This is a genomic window from Vibrio sp. B1FLJ16, from assembly GCF_905175385.1.
Taxonomy (GTDB): domain Bacteria; phylum Pseudomonadota; class Gammaproteobacteria; order Enterobacterales; family Vibrionaceae; genus Vibrio.
In genome coordinates, this window is sequence record NZ_HG992750.1 from 813221 (window position 1) to 829674 (window position 16454).

Genomic DNA, 16454 nt, shown 5'->3' on the forward strand with positions numbered 1-16454 from the left:
TCAAATGTAGTTTCATTTGAAAGTATAATAATTTCACTTAATGAAAGTTTAGTTCGAAAGTGCAGATATAAATTGCCGAACGAGATTAAGGTAAACCAAGAGGCTAACAGAGATGTATTTCAATATTCAGAGATTCTCGACTCATGATGGTGATGGTATTCGTACCATTCTGTTTCTGAAGGGGTGCAGTCTGTCGTGTCCTTGGTGTCAGAATCCGGAAAGCCGTAGTGAGAAACTCTCTCTATTATTTGATGAAAGAAGTTGCCTTGAAGAGTGCGAGCTTTGCGTTGCTGCGAGTCGTGAAATGGGATGCGATGGTATACAGCGCATCAATAACCAGATCATGATAAACCGTAAAGCGATTAAACAAGAGCAGCTTATCTCACTACGCAATGTCTGTCCGACGCAAGCGCTAACCGTATGTGGGGAAGAAGCGAAGTCTGACTTTCTGTTTGACATACTGATGAAAGACAAGCCTTTTTATGACCAAAGCAAAGGTGGTGTAACGTTTTCTGGTGGTGAACCCTTGATGCAAGCGGAACTTGTTGCCGAACTGGCTGAGCGGCTGCAACAAAACCACGTTTCGACGGCGATTGAGTCGTGCATGCACGTACCATGGAAAAACGTAGATAAAGCCGCGCCATTTATTGATTGCTGGCTCGCGGATTTAAAACACACCGATGAGGAAAAGTTTCTTAGCTGGGCAAAAGGCTCGCTAAAACGCATTAAAGACAACTTCCAGAAACTGGCACCAATTGCGAAACGCATCGTGATTCGTGTTCCTGTTGTTCCAGGCTTTAATGACACCATTGAAGAACTGAAAGACATCATTGATTTTGCTGCTTCACTAGAAAGCTGCCAAGAACTTCATTTGCTGCCGTACCACACGCTCGGCATTAATAAATACCGTTTGCTCGACATGCCTTACGAGTGTTCTGACAAGCCATTAAACAATCCAGAACTGCTAGATAACGCAATGCAATACGCAAGCGAACATACTCAACTTAACGTGATTGTTAGAGGTTAACCATGAACCTAAATGTCCTTCCCGAACGTATCAAAGCGCATAAATCTGCACTGGTAAATATTGTAACGCCGCCTGTTTGTACAGAACGTGCAGAGGCTTATACCCGTGCGTATCAAGCTAATGAAGATAAACCTGTCATTGTTCAGCGAGCTCTGGCGTTGCAAGAGCATTTACGCACTCGTACCATTGGATTAAACACGATGAGCTGATAGTTGGTAACCAGGCGAGTAAAGTCCGCGCTGCGCCAATCTTTCCGGAATACACGGTGCGTTGGATTGAAGCTGAAATTGACGAACTGGCTGATCGCCCGGGCGCAGGCTTTGCGGTAACGGAAGAAGATAAACAGAATATTCACGCGATCACGCCATACTGGCGCGGTAAAACGGTTCAAGACCGTTGTTATGGACTGTTTACTAATGAGCAGCAAGAGATCTTAGCCAGCACTATCATCAAAGCCGAAGGCAACATGACATCGGGTGATGCGCACCTTGCGGTAGATAACGAAAAGATCCTTAAGTTGGGCATGAATGGCTTAATCGAAGACGTTCGTCACCATCGCGGTAATAATGACGTTTCTACTTATGAAGGTTTGAAAAAAGAGCAGTTCTACAAGTCAGTAGAAATTGTCTTGCTTGCGATTCAGGATCATATAGTGAGCTACGCAGACCTTGCTTTTGAAATGGCGCAAAGTGAAACACGTCCGGAGCGAAAAGCGGAGCTTGAGGCGATTGCAGATAACTGCCGTCGCGTTGCTTTCCATGCGCCGACTAACTTCTGGCAAGCGTTGCAATTAAGCTACTTTGTTCAGTTGATGCTGCAAATTGAATCGAATGGCCACTCAGTGTCATTTGGACGTATGGATCAGTTCCTAAATGAATACTACGTGCGCGATATTGAAAATGGGGCGATAGAAAAAGAATTTGCTCTGGAGTTATTGCAAAGCTGCTGGTTGAAGCTGCTGGAAGTGAACAAAATCCGTTCAGGTGCGCACTCGAAAGCATCGGCTGGCTCGCCACTGTATCAAAATGTTTGTATCGGTGGTCAAAAACTGAATGAGAACGGAGAGCCAGAAGACGCAGTAAACCCACTTTCTTGGGCGATTCTGGAGTCATGTGGTCAGCTGCGTTCTACTCAACCAAACTTAAGTGTACGCTACCATGAAGGTCTGAACCAAGAGTTCTTGATGGGCTGTATTGAAGTCATTAAATGTGGTTTCGGTATGCCTGCGTTCAACAATGATGAAATCGTAATTCCAGAATTCATCAAACTGGGTGTCGAGAAAGAAGACGCTTACAACTATGCTTCCATTGGTTGTATCGAAACCGCCGTTCCGGGTAAATGGGGTTACCGTTGTACTGGTATGAGCTTTATCAACTTCGCTCGAATTTTACTTGCAGCGTTAAATGAAGGTGTGGATGCAACCACCGGTAAAGCTTTCTTGCCGCATGATAAGTCTCTGGCGAAAGGCAACTTTGAGAACTTTGAGCAGGTGACCGAATCGTGGGCAGAGCAAATTCGCTACTACACGCGTAAATCGATTGAGATTGATTGTGTGGTTGATAGTGTTCTTGAACACCAAGCGCAAGATATCTTCTGTTCTACATTAGTGGATGACTGTTTGGCAGTGGTAAAACGGTCAAAGAGGGTGGTGCGAAATACGATTGGGTATCTGGCCTGCAAGTGGGTATCGCAAACTTAGGTAACAGCCTGGCTGCGATTAAACATCTCGTGTTCGATGATGCGCAAATTACTCAACCTGAGCTAGCAAAAGCATTAGCTGAAGATTTCGACGGTATTGAGAACGAACAGCTTCGCCAGCGTTTAATCAACTTTGCGCCAAAATATGGTAACGATGATGATGCGGTCGATCAGCTATTGGCAGACGCATATCAAGTCTACATTGGTGAACTAGAGCAGTTTGTCAATACACGTCATGGCCGTGGCCCTGTCGGCGGCGGTTACTATGCAGGTACATCAAGCATTTCAGCCAACGTTCCGTTTGGTGCGTCGACGATGGCAACGCCAGATGGTCGTAAAGCAAAAACACCACTAGCAGAGGGTGCGAGCCCTGCTTCAGGATCGGACCGTTTAGGGCCAACAGCGGTCTACAACTCAGTGGGTAAGATTCAAGCGAATAAAATCTTAGGCGGTGTACTGCTTAATCAGAAGTTAAGCCCAGCGGCAGTGGCGTCAGAAGGTGATAAGCTGAAACTTTCTATGCTTATCCGAACCTTCTTTAACCACCACAAGGGTTGGCACGTTCAATATAATATTGTTTCTCGCGATACCTTACTGGCTGCGAAGAAAAATCCGGAACAATACCGTGATTTAGTGGTTCGAGTGGCGGGTTATTCTGCGTTCTTTACCGCGCTATCACCAGATGCACAAGACGACATTATTGCGCGTACTGAGCACGAGCTATAAGTGAATCTTCACTTTAGTTTCAAATGAAAGTAAGAGGCATTATAATAATGCCTCTTTTATTATTCCGTCCTTTACTGAAAGTCTATAAGCCATGAACCCAAGACAAAATGAAATTCTCCAGCTCGTTAACGACCGAAAGCGAGTTCAAGTTACTGAGTTAGTGGACGTGATTGGCGTTTCTGGGGTGACTATCCGACAAGATCTCAATTTCCTTGAGCAAGAAGGGTACTTAAAGCGAGTGCACGGCGCTGCAATGGCTTTGCAAAGTGATGATATTGATAACCGACTGGAAGTGCGCTTTGATATTAAACAATCGCTTGCGAATAAAGCCGCAGATTTGGTTGCACCTAATGAAACGGTGTTAATTGAAGGGGGAAGTGCGAACGCGCTGTTGGCGAGAACACTGGCTGAGAGGGGAGATGTCACGATTATCACACCTTCTGCGTACATCGCACACTTGATACGTAACACCTCCGCGAACATCATTTTGCTTGGCGGTGTTTATCAGCACCAAGGTGAAAGCTTAGTGGGGCCATTAACTAAACTCTGCATTGAAAATATTCACTTTAGTACCGCTTTCTTAGGTATCGATGGATTTCAACCAGACACCGGTTTTACCAGCCGCGATATGATGAGAGCAGAGATAGCCTCGACTATTTTGGCTAAAAATCGCCGCAACATTGTGCTTACCGATTCGAGTAAATTTGGTCAGATCTTTCCTTCTACAATAGGCCGAGTTGAGCAAATATCGATTGTATTAACAGATAGCTCGGCACCTGAAGCGGATATAGAGTTCCTCAAGCAAAACGGTATCACAGTCTATTTTGGTTAGACGTGATCAAAGAGGCCACCATTCATATCTAAGCTAATTGTGAACTGCGTGCCATATCTGGCTCACCGCAGTGGCTTAGGATTTCTGCTCTGGCTTTAGCTCTGAGTTCAAGAGCACAGTTCCAGTCATTGCCTTGAGGGTAGATTGGCTGACCAATGGTGACATTGATATCGCCTCTACGTGGGAAAAGTGAATTGCCTCTGAGTTTCGAACGGGTGCCACATAGGGTAATTGGAATAACCGGAACCCCTGAATTTGTGGCAGCGATGAATGCGCCCATGTGAAACGGATGCAAACCGGCCATCCTGAATAATGTCCCTTCTGGAAAAACAACTAACGGCTGGGTATCATTTGAATCAACGGTAAGTTTTTTCGCATCCAAAACGCTCTTTTCTACATCAAAACGTTCAACGAATTCGGTACCGAGTTTAGTTAAGAAAATCCGCGTAAATGGGTTATTCAACAGTTCGCTTTTAGCGACAAAGCGACACTGTAAACCCGTTACCGCAACAATCACTAAGCCATCAAGATAGCTGCTGTGATTCGCAACTAAAATGCTGGGACTGTTCTGATTGGGTAGGTTTTGTATCCCGTCTACTTTGCATGTTGTCCCTGTTAGCTTGATCAACGCTTTCGCACCCAACTGAGTGACCTTCCAACATAAGGACTTACCAGGCAGTAAGGCAACCAATGTCCAAACGATAACGGAAAGCAAGGCTAAGATTAACCATACATACGCCGCATAGGCTATATCCGAGAAAGTACGCGCGTATTTACGTACCTGTGGCATGATGCCAGCTGCAGCCAGATTCATGGTCTGTAGCCAAACCGCGCGATGTTGTTTAGCAAATGAGCCTTTTTCATACAGCTCTTTACAAGCGCTTCGGCGGATTTTACCACTGGACGTTTTAGGGATTGCATGAGGCGGTCCAATGACGATGTCATCTACCGGGCTGCCAAGTAGGCGCAAAGCGAGTTTGTTAATTTTCGCTTTAAAGTGCTTTATTTTACCTGTATCGGTTTCGCGACTTTCTGCAAGAACCACCAGCTTTTCTGTGCCAGAATGGCAGTCGTGACAGCCAAAAGCGGCGACGCAACCTTTACGTATCCCACTAATGCCTGCTACTGCTTGTTCGAGTTCGTGGGGATAGATATTGCGACCGGCTTTTATAATGATGTCTTTACTTCGTCCAGTGATGAAAAGCTCGCCACTGAGCGTGAAAGCGCGATCACCGGTTACCAGCCAGTCATCGTGATAGAGCTTGTCTGTTTGTTCCGGATTACGATAATAGCCCTGAGTGGCAGATGGCCCCTGAAACTCAAGTGAGCCTTCCTCACCTTCGGGTAACTCCTTACCGAGTTCGTCTACAATACGAATTTGATGCTCCGGCAACGGATAACCAAGTCCAATGAAAGGGATAGCATCGGCTTCGTCTTCATTTACCAGTATCGCTTGACCATGCTGACTTAATGACTCTCTGTCGAAATATTCAATTCTGGGCTCTCGAACTTTAACAGGGAAAGTGAGTCCGACAGAGGACTCTGCTAACCCATAAACGGGCGACATGGTTTCTGGCCTGAAACCATACTTAGCATATCTTTCGGTAAAGCTTTTAATGGATTTTGGACTTACCGGCTCAGCGCCGTTCCAGGATAGCCGCCAACTGCTGAGATCCAGCCCCTCAAGCTCGCTTTCCTTGACCCGGGCAACGCAGAGTTCATAAGCAAAATTCGGTGCCGGAGATAAGGTTCCCCGGTGTCGATGAATAGCCCAGAGCCAGCGCTGGGGTTTGGTTAAAAACAGTAATGGCGACATGATCACTAAAGGAATTGCGTGGTAGAGGCTGCCGAGCCAAGCGCCAATTAAACCCATGTCGTGATAGACAGGCAGCCAGCTTACGAAAACATCATCAGATTTTGCGCCGATAATTCTTCCCATTGCACGAATGTTCGCGAGTAAATTCGAATGTGTCAGCGTCACGCCTTTGGGCACGCCAGTACTGCCCGATGTATATTGTAGAAATGCGATGTCGTCAGTTTCAGCGATACCGACGTCAGGCGAAATTTGCGATGTACTTTCAAGATCTTCACATGTGACAATTGCCTCAATGCTCGGAACCTGCAATTTAAGTAAGTGAGCGAGGGGCTTGGCTTGGGGTACTGTAATCAGTAACTTTGCCTGCGCGTTATTCAGAATGCTTGCATGACGATTTAAATGATCCTCGATTTGTTGCACTCTTGCTGGTGGATATATAGGTACAGGGATGGCTCTGGCATAGAGGATACCGAAAAAACTGAAAAAGTAATCGGTGCTCGTCGGCAGCATAATCGCCACGCAATCTCCCGGTTCAATGCCGGTATCGACTAATCCTGCAGAGATTCTGAGAGCCTGATCTTTAAGCTGTTTGTAGCTGACTTCTATGAGTTCGTCAGCGTTTTGATAGACATACAGGTGCGGACGTTCAGGGTGATGATCTACATGCCAGTCGAGCAGATCTTGTAGTGTACTGGCTTCTGTGGGGAAAAGGTTGACGGAGTCGAGTTTGATTTCTCGAGTCGAACTGCCTGGCTCAACTACTTTGTCTGCAGACATCGCTTTAATTACTTCATTCACGATATCTTCTGGTGATGAGATACTCGACAGAGCATTGTCAGACAAAGTAACGTCAAATTGTGTTTCAATACGAGTTAGAAGCTCTGCGCGAGTTAGGCTGTCAAATGCAAGGTCACGATCAAGGTCGCTCTTTAAATTAAGGGAAACAGACGATATTATTTCGGGATCCAGTTCTAGCGCAAGCTCCCGAACGACCTCTAATACAGCTTTAGTGATATTTTCAGAATTTTTACCTGTACTGCCTTTATCGTCAGACATAATAAAGCTTCCTGATAAAAGAAGAGTTGAGGCTGGTTTTATACCAATCTACATAAGTATCTGATCTTTCTTGTTGGTTAAAATAGCTGATAGCTGCGTTATAGATTTTGCAATTAGAATAACTAGTTACAGCAATCTATGCCTTGCTCTAAGCGATTTTCCCTGCGCAATAAGTAGATCACTTACTTATCCAGAATGGTATTACTCTGCTATTAACATTTATCGTATTTAAAGCTTAGACCACTACTGACAATAAATAGTAAATGGTGTTAATAAGTTACATATTCTGATAGTTCGGCCCGCCGCCACCTTCTGCGTTTCCTGGTGATGTTTTTTCATACTTCAATTTAAGCAACCATGCTTACTCTGAACTCTGGGTGTACGTAGCGGAATTGTACTACACTGGATTTTACAGAGGCTATCGTGCTTAAGGCTCTAGGAGTGACCGCGTGCAGAAGAAGTGTCTAGCTCTGACGGAGGTGCAGCTTTATCATGCCTGCGATCTCAGCTTGCTGAATTTTGATACCACCGAAGAGTTACCGACGCTGGCCGAGCCACTGGGTCAGGATCGAGCAATGGAAGCCCTGAGTTTTGGGCTCGATATGCCCCACGCGGGATACAATATTTTTGTCACCGGTTCAACTGGTTTAGGCAAGCATACCCTCATCGAGCGGGTGCTGCTAAGTCTTTCCCAGGGTGCACCTGCTGCTGACTGGTGTTATGTCAATAATTTCAACCATCCGCAGAATCCGATGATATTGCAGCTTAGCGCCGGGGATGGGCGACGGCTACGACAGAGCGTGCAAAACCTGATGGAGTACCTCGTGCAGGTGATCCCGGAAACGATGCAGAGTGATGATCTTCAGGCTCGAATACAAGCTATACAGTCGGAGTACACCGAGCGTTGTCATCGGGCTTTTCAAGCGGCTGAATCCCACTCTCAAGAGCGCCATATCGTTCTACAGAAAAACCAGAACGGTTACACTTTGCTGCCGGAACGAGACGGGAAAGTATTAAGTCAGGAGGAGTTCCGTGAACTTCCGGAAACGGAGCGGGTTAAGATAGAAGCGGATCTCAACGCACTGCGTCAGGAGCTCAAGCAAATCTCGCGGGACATGCCACTTTGGCATCGCCAACATCAGCAGGCCATTAAACAGCTTCAGCGGGATACCGTGGCCATCACTATCAGCCAACTTTTTTTGGATCTAGAGCAAAAGTTTTGCGCTTACCAGACGGTGATTGATTATCTGTATAGCTTTAAGCAAAACTTAATCGACAATATTGAACGCTTTCAACAGGTCCTGAACAGTTTGTCAGAAGAACATAAAAGCGATCAAGTGACGGAGTATTTCACTGAGTATCAAGTGAATTTGCTAGTCGATAACAGCGATACTAAAGGGCGGCCGGTGATCTATGAGGACACTCCGACCGTGGCGAATCTGTTGGGGCGCGTGGAGCACCTCAGTCATGCCGGTACGCTGTATACTAATTTCATGTTGATTAAAGCTGGTGCACTACATCGTGCCAATGGTGGTTATCTGGTTCTGGACGCGGCTCGATTGGTTAACAGTCCCTTACTTTGGGACTCACTCAAGCGAGCGATACGTTCAAATAAAATTCGGATTCAGTTTTTGGAGCAGATGCTGAGTTTAGCCACGACCACTACAATCGAGCCCGAGGTAGTCCCGTTGGATTTGAAAGTAGTGCTATGTGGTGATCGGCGGTTGTACTATCTACTCAAACATTATGATCCGGAATTTAGCTTGTTGTTTAAGGTTCAGGCCGATTTTTCGGAAGAGCTGTCTCGAGACGAAGCGTCAACACGTTTGTATGCGCAGCTAATTAGGACAGTACAGAGCCGAGAAAAGTTACTTCCTTTGTCACGAGAAGCGGTTGCCAGGGTAATTGAGTACAGTAGTCGGATGGTGGCCGATCGGGATAAACTCTCCCTGCATATGAGTTCCCTAATGGATTTGTTGCGCGACACGAATTACTGGTCTAAAAAGCGTGAAGAAAAAGTGATCACAGCAGAGGCTGTCGAAGCGGCTGTGACGGCGCAGCGTCACCGGGTAAACTACGTCAAAGAGTGCCAACAGGAAAGTGTGTTGCGCGGGATTAGAAAAATCGACACCGAGGGTGTCGCGGTGGGGCAGATCAACGCGCTATCAATTGTAGCAATTGGCGACCATTCTTTTGGCCTGCCTTCGCGCATTACATCGACTATTAGACTGGGTGACGGCAAGATACTTGATATTGAGCGAGAGGTTGATCTTGGTGGTTCAATTCACTCTAAAGGGGTGATGATTCTAAGCGGTTTTTTAGGGGAGCGCTATGGACAGAGCCAGCCACTGTCATTGAGTGCTTCTCTGGCCTTTGAGCAGTCTTACGGCGGGGTTGATGGAGACAGCGCTTCTGCCGCGGAACTATGCAGTTTGTTATCGGCCATTGGTCAGATCCCGCTTAAACAGTCGGTGGCCATTACTGGAGCGATTAATCAACATGGTCTGATTGAGGCGGTTGGCGGTATCAATGAAAAAATAGAAGGCTTTTTTGAGATCTGTCAGACACGTGAGTTTAACGGAGATAATGGTGTGATTATTCCCGCGGCTAATATTGCTCATCTGATGTTACGTTCCGATATCCGTGAGGCTGTCCGAGATAACCGGTTTCATATATGGGCGATTGACCATGTTGATCAGGCGATGGAGCTACTCACGGACTTACCTATTGGGGAGGCGGTCAACGAAAAGTATCCGGAGATGAGTGTGAATGGCAAGATCCATAAGCGACTCTCTGAGCTGACGCAATTACGTCAACAGTTTGGCGGGCATGCCAACGATCCCAGTGCCAAAAAGGGTTCTGATGATCTCTAACTGTGAGTAGGGGCGGTAACCCACAACAACGCTTTTATCTCGAACAAAACTCACCACGAAAGATATACATTCCCTGGTTACCCCAAGTTAATCAGTTAAACACTATACTAAAAACTGAAGTTGGTGCTCTCTTCGTAAATATAATTGCGTAAAGCAGGTATGCCTAAGCAGGGGTATAATTGATGAAATCAGGAAGGGAACAAATACCTATTGGTGTGATTACTGAGATACATGGTCCTGTGACTGTGATTGCTTGTGATAAGTTGCCTTCCTTGCATCAGGCTTTATATGCCAATGTTGCCGGTGAAACCTATTTGTTTGAAGTCCATCAACATCTCGATAAACGCCATATCCGCGCCATCATCTTACATAAAAATTCCTCTTTGCATCGAGGGATCTCTGTATATGATACGGGCGCTTCTCTTCATATTCCTGTAACCCCTGATTGCCTTGGACGTCTACTCAATGTTTTTGGTGAGCCGTTGGATGGTGGCAGTGAACTCAAAACGTCAACGTTTCGTAATGTCCATAGCGCTCCAGTACCAATCCATGAATCTGTCGGTGTCGGAAACGTATTAGAAACTGGAATTAAAGTTATCGATCTTCTCTGTCCTTTTATTGAGGGGGGGAAAACAGGATTGCTTGGCGGGGCTGGTGTAGGCAAAACAGTATTAATTATGGAGTTCATGCACGCCATGGCTTCATTACACCAGGGAGTATCTGTTTTTTCCGGGGTCGGGGAGCGAATACGTGAAGGCCATGAACTTTGGCACGCTATCCGTGATGCAGGCGTATTGCCACAGACATTGATGGTTTTCGGCCAAATGGATGAGTCTCCGGGGGTTCGTTTTCGGATTGGATTGTCTGCTTTGACGTACGCTGAATACCTGCGTGAAACCCTGAAAAAAGACGTACTGTTTGTTATGGATAATATTTTCCGTTTTGTTCAGGCAGGCAGTGAAGTATCAAGCTTACTTGGACGAATGCCCGCTACCGTAGGCTATCAACCGACACTATCGACAGATATAGCAGAAATGCAGGACCGCATCCTTTCAACTAATAACGGTACGATCACTTCGGTACAGGCCGTTTATGTCCCTGCCGATGACATGACAGATCCGGCAGTCAGTACGATTCTTAGTCACCTTGATAGCACAGTTATGTTGTCCCGCGCGCAAGCTGGTAAAGGTATCTATCCGGCAGTCGATGTTTTGCAGTCAACTAATAAACTAATGGATCGTCATACATTAGGGGCGCGCCATTACAGTGTTGCTGAAGGGGTGCGGGAACATTTGGCTCGTTACCATGAGCTGGAAGATATTATCACGATGTTAGGCGTGGGGGAGCTGTCTCAGGCTGATCGCAAAATCATTATGCGTGCCCGCAAGATTCAGCGTTATCTGACCCAGCCATTCTGGACAACGGCTGGACATACAGGAATGCCAGGTGTGTCGGTGCAGCTTGAGAATACGATTACGGATTGTGAGCATTTTCTGCTTGGTCACTATGATGAAATACCAGAAGAGTACTGCTATATGCAGGGGAGTATGGAGAAGCAACCACGATGAGTAGTTTTGTGCTTAATCTGCTGGATGCCACTCACACTGAAGAGATTATGGATGTCACTTCTTTTGTTGGAGAAGATCAAACTGGTAGCTTCGGGTTACAGGCAAATCACAGTCGTTTTATGACGGTTCTTTCTACTGGGATCGCGAAGTACCGCATTAGTGATGGTGACTGGAAGTACCTGGCAGCCGCTGGTGGGGTGATATATTTTAAAAATAACGTACTGACATTATGTACCTATCGTTTTTTGTTGGACGATGACTATAGTCGTATAAGCCAAGCTCTGGAGCGACAATTGCTTACAGAAAAACAAAAATTACAGACGTTCAAAGAAAGTCTTCATCAAATAGAGGAAGCGGTATTGATGCGGTTATGGGAAATCGGTAAGAGAGAGATGATTTAGTGTTATGGCCAAACTTGATGATTTAAAAAAGAAAATCGAGCATCAGGCTGGCCGTATGAAGAAGGCAGAGCGAGAACGGTATACGCTTCTCGGCCAAACGATTTACCTTGGGACGTTGGGGTTAGTGTTTGTGTTACCCGTTGTGGGGGGCGCCTACCTCGGCCATTGGATAGATAGCATGATCGAAGGATACTCAATACGCTGGACAATGAGTTTTATTTTTCTCGGACTGATAGCAGGGGTGATGAATGCTTATTTTCTAATTCGGAAATAACGCCAAGAATTTTAACTGGGGTTGGGTAACACCAAAGTGGTGAGACTATTATTATGATAGATAACACTGTAGTCACAACATGGGGAATTATGTTTGTAATCGGGTTACTTGCCTGGTTGCTGTCACGGAATTTATGCATTAAACCCGGACTGGTGCAGACTGCGGTCGAAGGGATCATTTCCAGTATTGAAAATGTGATTAAAGAAGTCGCACCGCAGCATGTTAATCGCCTGATTCCGTTTATTGGTAGTCTTTGGATATTTCTTGTTATTGCTAACCTAAGTGGTCTTATTCCGGGAGTTCATTCCCCTACGCGTGATTTATCGGCTACGTCTGCCTTGGCCATCGTTGTTTTTCTTTCTTCACACTGGTTTGGAATTAGTCTACTGGGTGTTAAACGTTATTTAAGTCATTACCTCAAACCAAGCCCCATTCTGTTGCCATTCCATCTTATTGGTGAGGTAACTCGTACGATTGCTTTGGCGGTGAGGTTGTTTGGTAACATGATGAGTCTGGAAATGGCCGCTTTGCTGTTTCTGATGGTGGCAGGATTCTTGGCTCCAGTTCCAATTTTAATGCTCCATGTTATAGAAGCATTAGTTCAGGCTTATATTTTCGGCATGTTAGCCCTCATTTACATCGCGGGTAGCCTACAATATCAACAACAGCAACAAGAAGGAGACACTAATGCATGAATTATCAACTTTTGTTCTGACTTCCACTGTTGCTGCCATTATCGGTGTTTCAATTGGTGTCATGTTACCAGCGATTGCTATGGGCTGGGCTGTTAGTCGGGCAATGGATGCGCTGGCACGTCAGCCAGAGGCTGAAAAGTCTATTACGCGGACGCTTTTTATCGGGTTGGCAATGATAGAGTCACTCGCCATCTATGTACTTGTTATTGTGCTGATTGTGTTGTTCCGTAATCCGTTGCTTGAATACCTTGTAAAATAAGGGACAGGAGCCATTCTGTGATGGCGATTGTCTAATATTGAGGAATAATGCTTTGGAGTTTAGCTGGTCTACATTTGTTCTGGAGATCATCAACTTTTTGGTGTTGGTCTGGATTCTCAAACACTTTCTGTTTAAGCCTGTCATGGCTGTTATTACTCAGCGCCAGGACGGCATTGATGAGCAGCTTGCTGAATCCCAGCGCCTTAATGATGAATCCGCAGCACTGAAAGAGGAATATGAGAATCGCCTGGCTAACTGGCAAGAGCAGTGTCAGTTAGCAAGAGAAGAGTTGAACAAGGAAATTGACGCAGAGCGGACGTCTCGATTAGAGCTGTTGACGCAGTCAATCGAAAAGGAAAAGAAAAAAGCTGAGGTCGCTGAATCACGCCAGCGCGTGGAAGTAATTCGTGAGAAGGAACACCAGGCATTACAGCAGAGTGCCCGGTTTGCTAAGACCTTACTTAGCAAGGCATCAGGACCTGATCTAGAGTCTCGGCTTCTGAATATCCTGTTGGATGATTTATCCTCGCTTTCTCATGATCATGCAGCCAATTTATTACTTCATTGGGGCGTTTCACCTGAAGTCATTGAAATTAGTAGCGCCTATCCAATACCTGAAAACAAGCGTCAAGAATTAGAGGAGGCTCTGGCCGCAGTCAGCCAGTTATCAATCCCTGTTCAGTATGATGAGGACCCCGAGTTAATTGCTGGGTTGTGTATCACGATAGGTGCTTGGTGTTTACGTGCCAATATAAGGGATGATTTAAAGGGATTCATGGAGTTTGCCTATGTTACCCGATGAAGATGGACTCAATAGCCCGCTGACACAACAGGCAATATGGCTCAGTCATTATAAGCCTGGGTTGCGTATTGAAGAGAGGGGAATAGTGCTCTCTATTGGAGATGGTATTGTCAGGATCACAGGGCTTCATTCGGCTGCGATGAACGATATTTTGACGATGGAGGATGGTAGTCAGGCCATGGTGTTTGACCTGACAGAAGGCTTGGTCAGTGCGGTTCTGCTGCATGAAACCAGTAATCTGACCGCTGGAACCCCGGTGCATCATTCCAACCATCCGCTGAGTGTTCCTGTGGGTGACAGATTACTCGGTCGGATCATTGATCCCTTAGGCAGTCCCCATGATGGGGAAGCGCCGCCCATCCCTTCAGCATGGCAGTGTCTGGATACATTGTCGCCTCCAATTATCGCCCGTGATTTTGTAAATTCCCCTTTGTATACGGGGATAAAGATCATTGATACGTTAATCCCTATTGGTAAAGGTCAGAGACAGTTACTTATCGGTGATGAAGGTTTAGGTCGGAGCGCGCTTGCCCTTGATACTGTGATTAACCAAAAAAACAGAGATGTGCGTTGTGTCTATGTGCTCATTGGGCAAAGGCGCTCTATAGTTACCAGGACGATAGAGATATTACGAGAGTTTGGTGCGTTGGAATACACTACCGTAGTGGTTGCGGAAGCGAGCAGTCTTCCGGGGTTACAGCATCTGGCGCCTTTCTCCGGTTGTGCTATTGCCGAGTATTGGATGCAGCAGGGACACGATACACTCGTTGTTTACGATGATCTCAGCACACATGCAAAAATTTACCGAGAATTATCACTGCTTCTTCGTCGACCGCCAGGGCGGGAAGCTTATCCTGGTGATATTTTTTCAGTGCATGCCAGCTTATTGGAGCGAACTACCTGCCTGAGTCCGTATCATGGTGGAGGAAGCATGACTGCGCTGCCTATCGTTGAGACTAAACAGGGAGAAATCGCCGATTATATCCCGACGAATCTGATATCGATTACCGACGGGCAGATCTATTTGGATCGTGGGTTGTTTTCAGCAGGATTCCGTCCGGCGATTGATATTGCCCGTTCGGTCTCTCGTATTGGCGGACAAGCTCAACACCCCAGAGTCAAAGCGGAAGCTGGAAGCATGAAGTTAAACTATTTACAGTTTTTAGAGCTTGAGAGTTTCACCCGTTTTGGTGCACGTCTTGAAGCGTCCATGGAAGAGGCGATTCAACGCGGTCTGGTATTAAGAGAAATCCTCAAACAGGAGCAATTTTCCCCTTTCCAAGAGACCTTTCAACTGGCATGGCTGGTTGCTTTTAATGATGGACATTTTAAAGGGATAGAACGGCAAAACGTTCAGCCACTTCTTGATATTCTTCAACAGGAGGTGGAGAGTTGCAGCCTTACTCTGGATAGTCCCAGAGAGGCATGGAGTTCAATGGTAGCGAGTTGGTTGTCTTCTAATAGAAATGCGGATGAAACGTCATGACCCGCCGCCAGGATCTACAGGATCATCATCATAATCTTAGAGAAATCATAAAAATTTTAGATGCCATGAAAATGTTAGCTTATATGGAAACTCATAAGCTGAGTACATTCCTGGATGCCCAACATCGAGTGTTTGATGCTATTAGTACCGCGACCAATGACTTTTTGAGCTTCTATCCTGAGATGAAACCAAAAGAATCTCAGGTAACCCCTGTATACCTCTTAATCGGTTCTGAACGTGGATTCTGTGGTGATTTCAACCAGGAGTTGGCGAAGTATCATATTGAGCAGTCATTAAACCTTTCTTTGAAACCAATTTTAATCATTGTTGGCCGTAAGCTATATAACTTAATACAAGACGATGTAGAGGTGTATGCTCAGTTAGATGGTCCTAATGTTGTCGAAGAGGTGCCTACCGTTCTCGATAAATTGGTTCAGGTACTCTCAAAGTTGCAACAGCAGCAACCGTTGATGAGTCTATATAGTGTTTATCATAGTGGAGAGCAGGGGATTATCACAAAAAGATTATTGCCACCGTTTCAGCAACAACCACAACAATCGCCACGTTTTCAATATCCTCCGGAACTCAACTTGTCTCCGACAGATTTTTTGTTTGATGTGGCTGAACAGTATCTTTTTGCGGCGTTGCATAAATTACTCTATTCATCTTTGTTAGAAGAAAATCACAATCGGATCATGCATCTTGAAGGTGCGGTGAAACATCTAGAAAATATAGCGGATGAGTTAACCCAGCAATGTAACATATTACGTCGGGAAGAGATTACCGAAGAAATTGAAGTAATTTTACTTAATGTAGGGGCTGTCGACCTTTCCAACGAAAATTAACCACACAAGATAAACAGACCCTAATGACATTGATGATAGGAGTATTGAATAAGTGTTTTATTAGCGGCAATAGCTTTTACATAGTGGAAATCACCG

At 45.7% G+C, this 16454-nt stretch carries 13 protein-coding genes and 1 pseudogene; 13 read left to right on the forward strand and 1 reads right to left on the reverse strand.

Going from position 1 to position 16454, the window contains the following annotated elements; translation table 11 throughout:
* Positions 1–112: 112 nt before the first annotated feature.
* The 4 genes and pseudogenes from KHN79_RS17695 to KHN79_RS17705 all read left to right on the forward strand — a co-directional run bounded on the left by KHN79_RS17695 (position 113) and on the right by KHN79_RS17705 (position 4283).
* On the forward strand, positions 113–1027 hold the full coding sequence (locus KHN79_RS17695; protein ID WP_182009957.1) for a glycyl-radical enzyme activating protein: 915 nt from the start codon (positions 113–115) through the stop codon (positions 1025–1027).
* Positions 1028–1029: 2 nt separating this feature from the next.
* A pseudogene (locus KHN79_RS17700) lies at positions 1030–2971 on the forward strand (formate C-acetyltransferase/glycerol dehydratase family glycyl radical enzyme); the annotation flags it as partial.
* Positions 2972–3040: 69 nt separating this feature from the next.
* Positions 3041–3451 carry a glycine radical domain-containing protein gene (locus tag KHN79_RS21650; protein ID WP_244812788.1) on the forward strand — a complete coding sequence of 137 codons (411 nt, stop codon included), beginning with the start codon at positions 3041–3043 and terminating at the stop codon, positions 3449–3451.
* A gap of 91 nt (positions 3452–3542) precedes the next feature.
* Positions 3543–4283: a DNA-binding transcriptional regulator YciT gene (locus tag KHN79_RS17705; RefSeq protein ID WP_182009393.1), complete on the forward strand. Its 741-nt coding sequence runs from the start codon at positions 3543–3545 to the stop codon at positions 4281–4283.
* A 28-nt stretch (positions 4284–4311) separates the two neighbouring features.
* Here the strand turns inward: KHN79_RS17705 and KHN79_RS17710 are convergent, their stop codons facing one another.
* Positions 4312–7155: an AMP-binding protein gene (locus KHN79_RS17710; protein WP_182009392.1), complete on the reverse strand. Its 2844-nt coding sequence runs from the start codon at positions 7153–7155 to the stop codon at positions 4312–4314.
* A 449-nt stretch (positions 7156–7604) separates the two neighbouring features.
* Between KHN79_RS17710 and KHN79_RS17715 the strand changes: the two genes are divergently transcribed.
* The 9 genes from KHN79_RS17715 (at position 7605) to KHN79_RS17755 (ending at position 16358) form a co-directional block, all read left to right on the forward strand.
* Positions 7605–10028 (forward strand): ATP-binding protein, encoded by a 2424-nt coding sequence (locus tag KHN79_RS17715; protein WP_182009391.1) that lies wholly within the window; start codon positions 7605–7607, stop codon positions 10026–10028.
* 182 nt (positions 10029–10210) lie between these two features.
* The gene (atpD, locus tag KHN79_RS17720; RefSeq protein WP_182009390.1) at positions 10211–11596 is read left to right on the forward strand and encodes a F0F1 ATP synthase subunit beta; all 1386 of its coding nucleotides are present in this window, start codon (positions 10211–10213) and stop codon (positions 11594–11596) included.
* On the forward strand, positions 11593–11997 hold the full coding sequence (locus tag KHN79_RS17725; protein WP_182009389.1) for a F0F1 ATP synthase subunit epsilon: 405 nt from the start codon (positions 11593–11595) through the stop codon (positions 11995–11997). Before atpD ends, KHN79_RS17725 begins: the two co-directional genes overlap by 4 nt.
* 4 nt (positions 11998–12001) lie before the next feature.
* Complete coding sequence (locus tag KHN79_RS17730; protein ID WP_182009388.1) at positions 12002–12271, forward strand: AtpZ/AtpI family protein; 270 nt, start codon at positions 12002–12004, stop codon at positions 12269–12271.
* 53 nt (positions 12272–12324) lie between these two features.
* Positions 12325–12966, forward strand: coding sequence for a F0F1 ATP synthase subunit A (locus KHN79_RS17735; protein WP_182009387.1), 642 nt, complete (start codon positions 12325–12327; stop codon positions 12964–12966).
* A complete protein-coding gene (atpE, locus tag KHN79_RS17740) occupies positions 12959–13225 on the forward strand; it encodes an ATP synthase F0 subunit C (protein ID WP_182009386.1) in 267 nt (88 codons plus the stop codon). The genes KHN79_RS17735 and atpE overlap by 8 nt, the downstream gene beginning before the upstream one ends.
* A gap of 52 nt (positions 13226–13277) precedes the next feature.
* Entirely contained in the window at positions 13278–14027 is a 750-nt protein-coding gene (locus KHN79_RS17745; protein WP_182009385.1) for a F0F1 ATP synthase subunit delta, read from the forward strand.
* On the forward strand, positions 14014–15513 hold the full coding sequence (locus tag KHN79_RS17750; RefSeq protein ID WP_182009384.1) for a F0F1 ATP synthase subunit alpha: 1500 nt from the start codon (positions 14014–14016) through the stop codon (positions 15511–15513). The genes KHN79_RS17745 and KHN79_RS17750 overlap by 14 nt, the downstream gene beginning before the upstream one ends.
* The gene (locus tag KHN79_RS17755; RefSeq protein ID WP_182009383.1) at positions 15510–16358 is read left to right on the forward strand and encodes a FoF1 ATP synthase subunit gamma; all 849 of its coding nucleotides are present in this window, start codon (positions 15510–15512) and stop codon (positions 16356–16358) included. Before KHN79_RS17750 ends, KHN79_RS17755 begins: the two co-directional genes overlap by 4 nt.
* Positions 16359–16454 lie beyond the last annotated feature (96 nt).

Excerpts from the sequence above, each read along its gene's own strand:
- KHN79_RS21650 (WP_244812788.1), top strand. The coding sequence starts at position 3,041 with ATGGCAACGCCAGATGGTCGTAAAGCAAAAACACCACTAGCAGAGGGT.
- KHN79_RS17725 (WP_182009389.1), top strand. The coding sequence starts at position 11,593 with ATGAGTAGTTTTGTGCTTAATCTGCTGGATGCCACTCACACTGAAGAG.
- KHN79_RS17750 (WP_182009384.1), top strand. The coding sequence starts at position 14,014 with ATGTTACCCGATGAAGATGGACTCAATAGCCCGCTGACACAACAGGCA.
- KHN79_RS17695 (WP_182009957.1), top strand. The coding sequence starts at position 113 with ATGTATTTCAATATTCAGAGATTCTCGACTCATGATGGTGATGGTATT.
- KHN79_RS17735 (WP_182009387.1), top strand. The coding sequence starts at position 12,325 with ATGATAGATAACACTGTAGTCACAACATGGGGAATTATGTTTGTAATC.
- KHN79_RS17730 (WP_182009388.1), top strand. The coding sequence starts at position 12,002 with ATGGCCAAACTTGATGATTTAAAAAAGAAAATCGAGCATCAGGCTGGC.
- KHN79_RS17710 (WP_182009392.1), bottom strand. The coding sequence starts at position 7,155 with ATGTCTGACGATAAAGGCAGTACAGGTAAAAATTCTGAAAATATCACT.
- KHN79_RS17755 (WP_182009383.1), top strand. The coding sequence starts at position 15,510 with ATGACCCGCCGCCAGGATCTACAGGATCATCATCATAATCTTAGAGAA.
- atpD (WP_182009390.1), top strand. The coding sequence starts at position 10,211 with ATGAAATCAGGAAGGGAACAAATACCTATTGGTGTGATTACTGAGATA.
- atpE (WP_182009386.1), top strand. The coding sequence starts at position 12,959 with ATGCATGAATTATCAACTTTTGTTCTGACTTCCACTGTTGCTGCCATT.
- KHN79_RS17705 (WP_182009393.1), top strand. The coding sequence starts at position 3,543 with ATGAACCCAAGACAAAATGAAATTCTCCAGCTCGTTAACGACCGAAAG.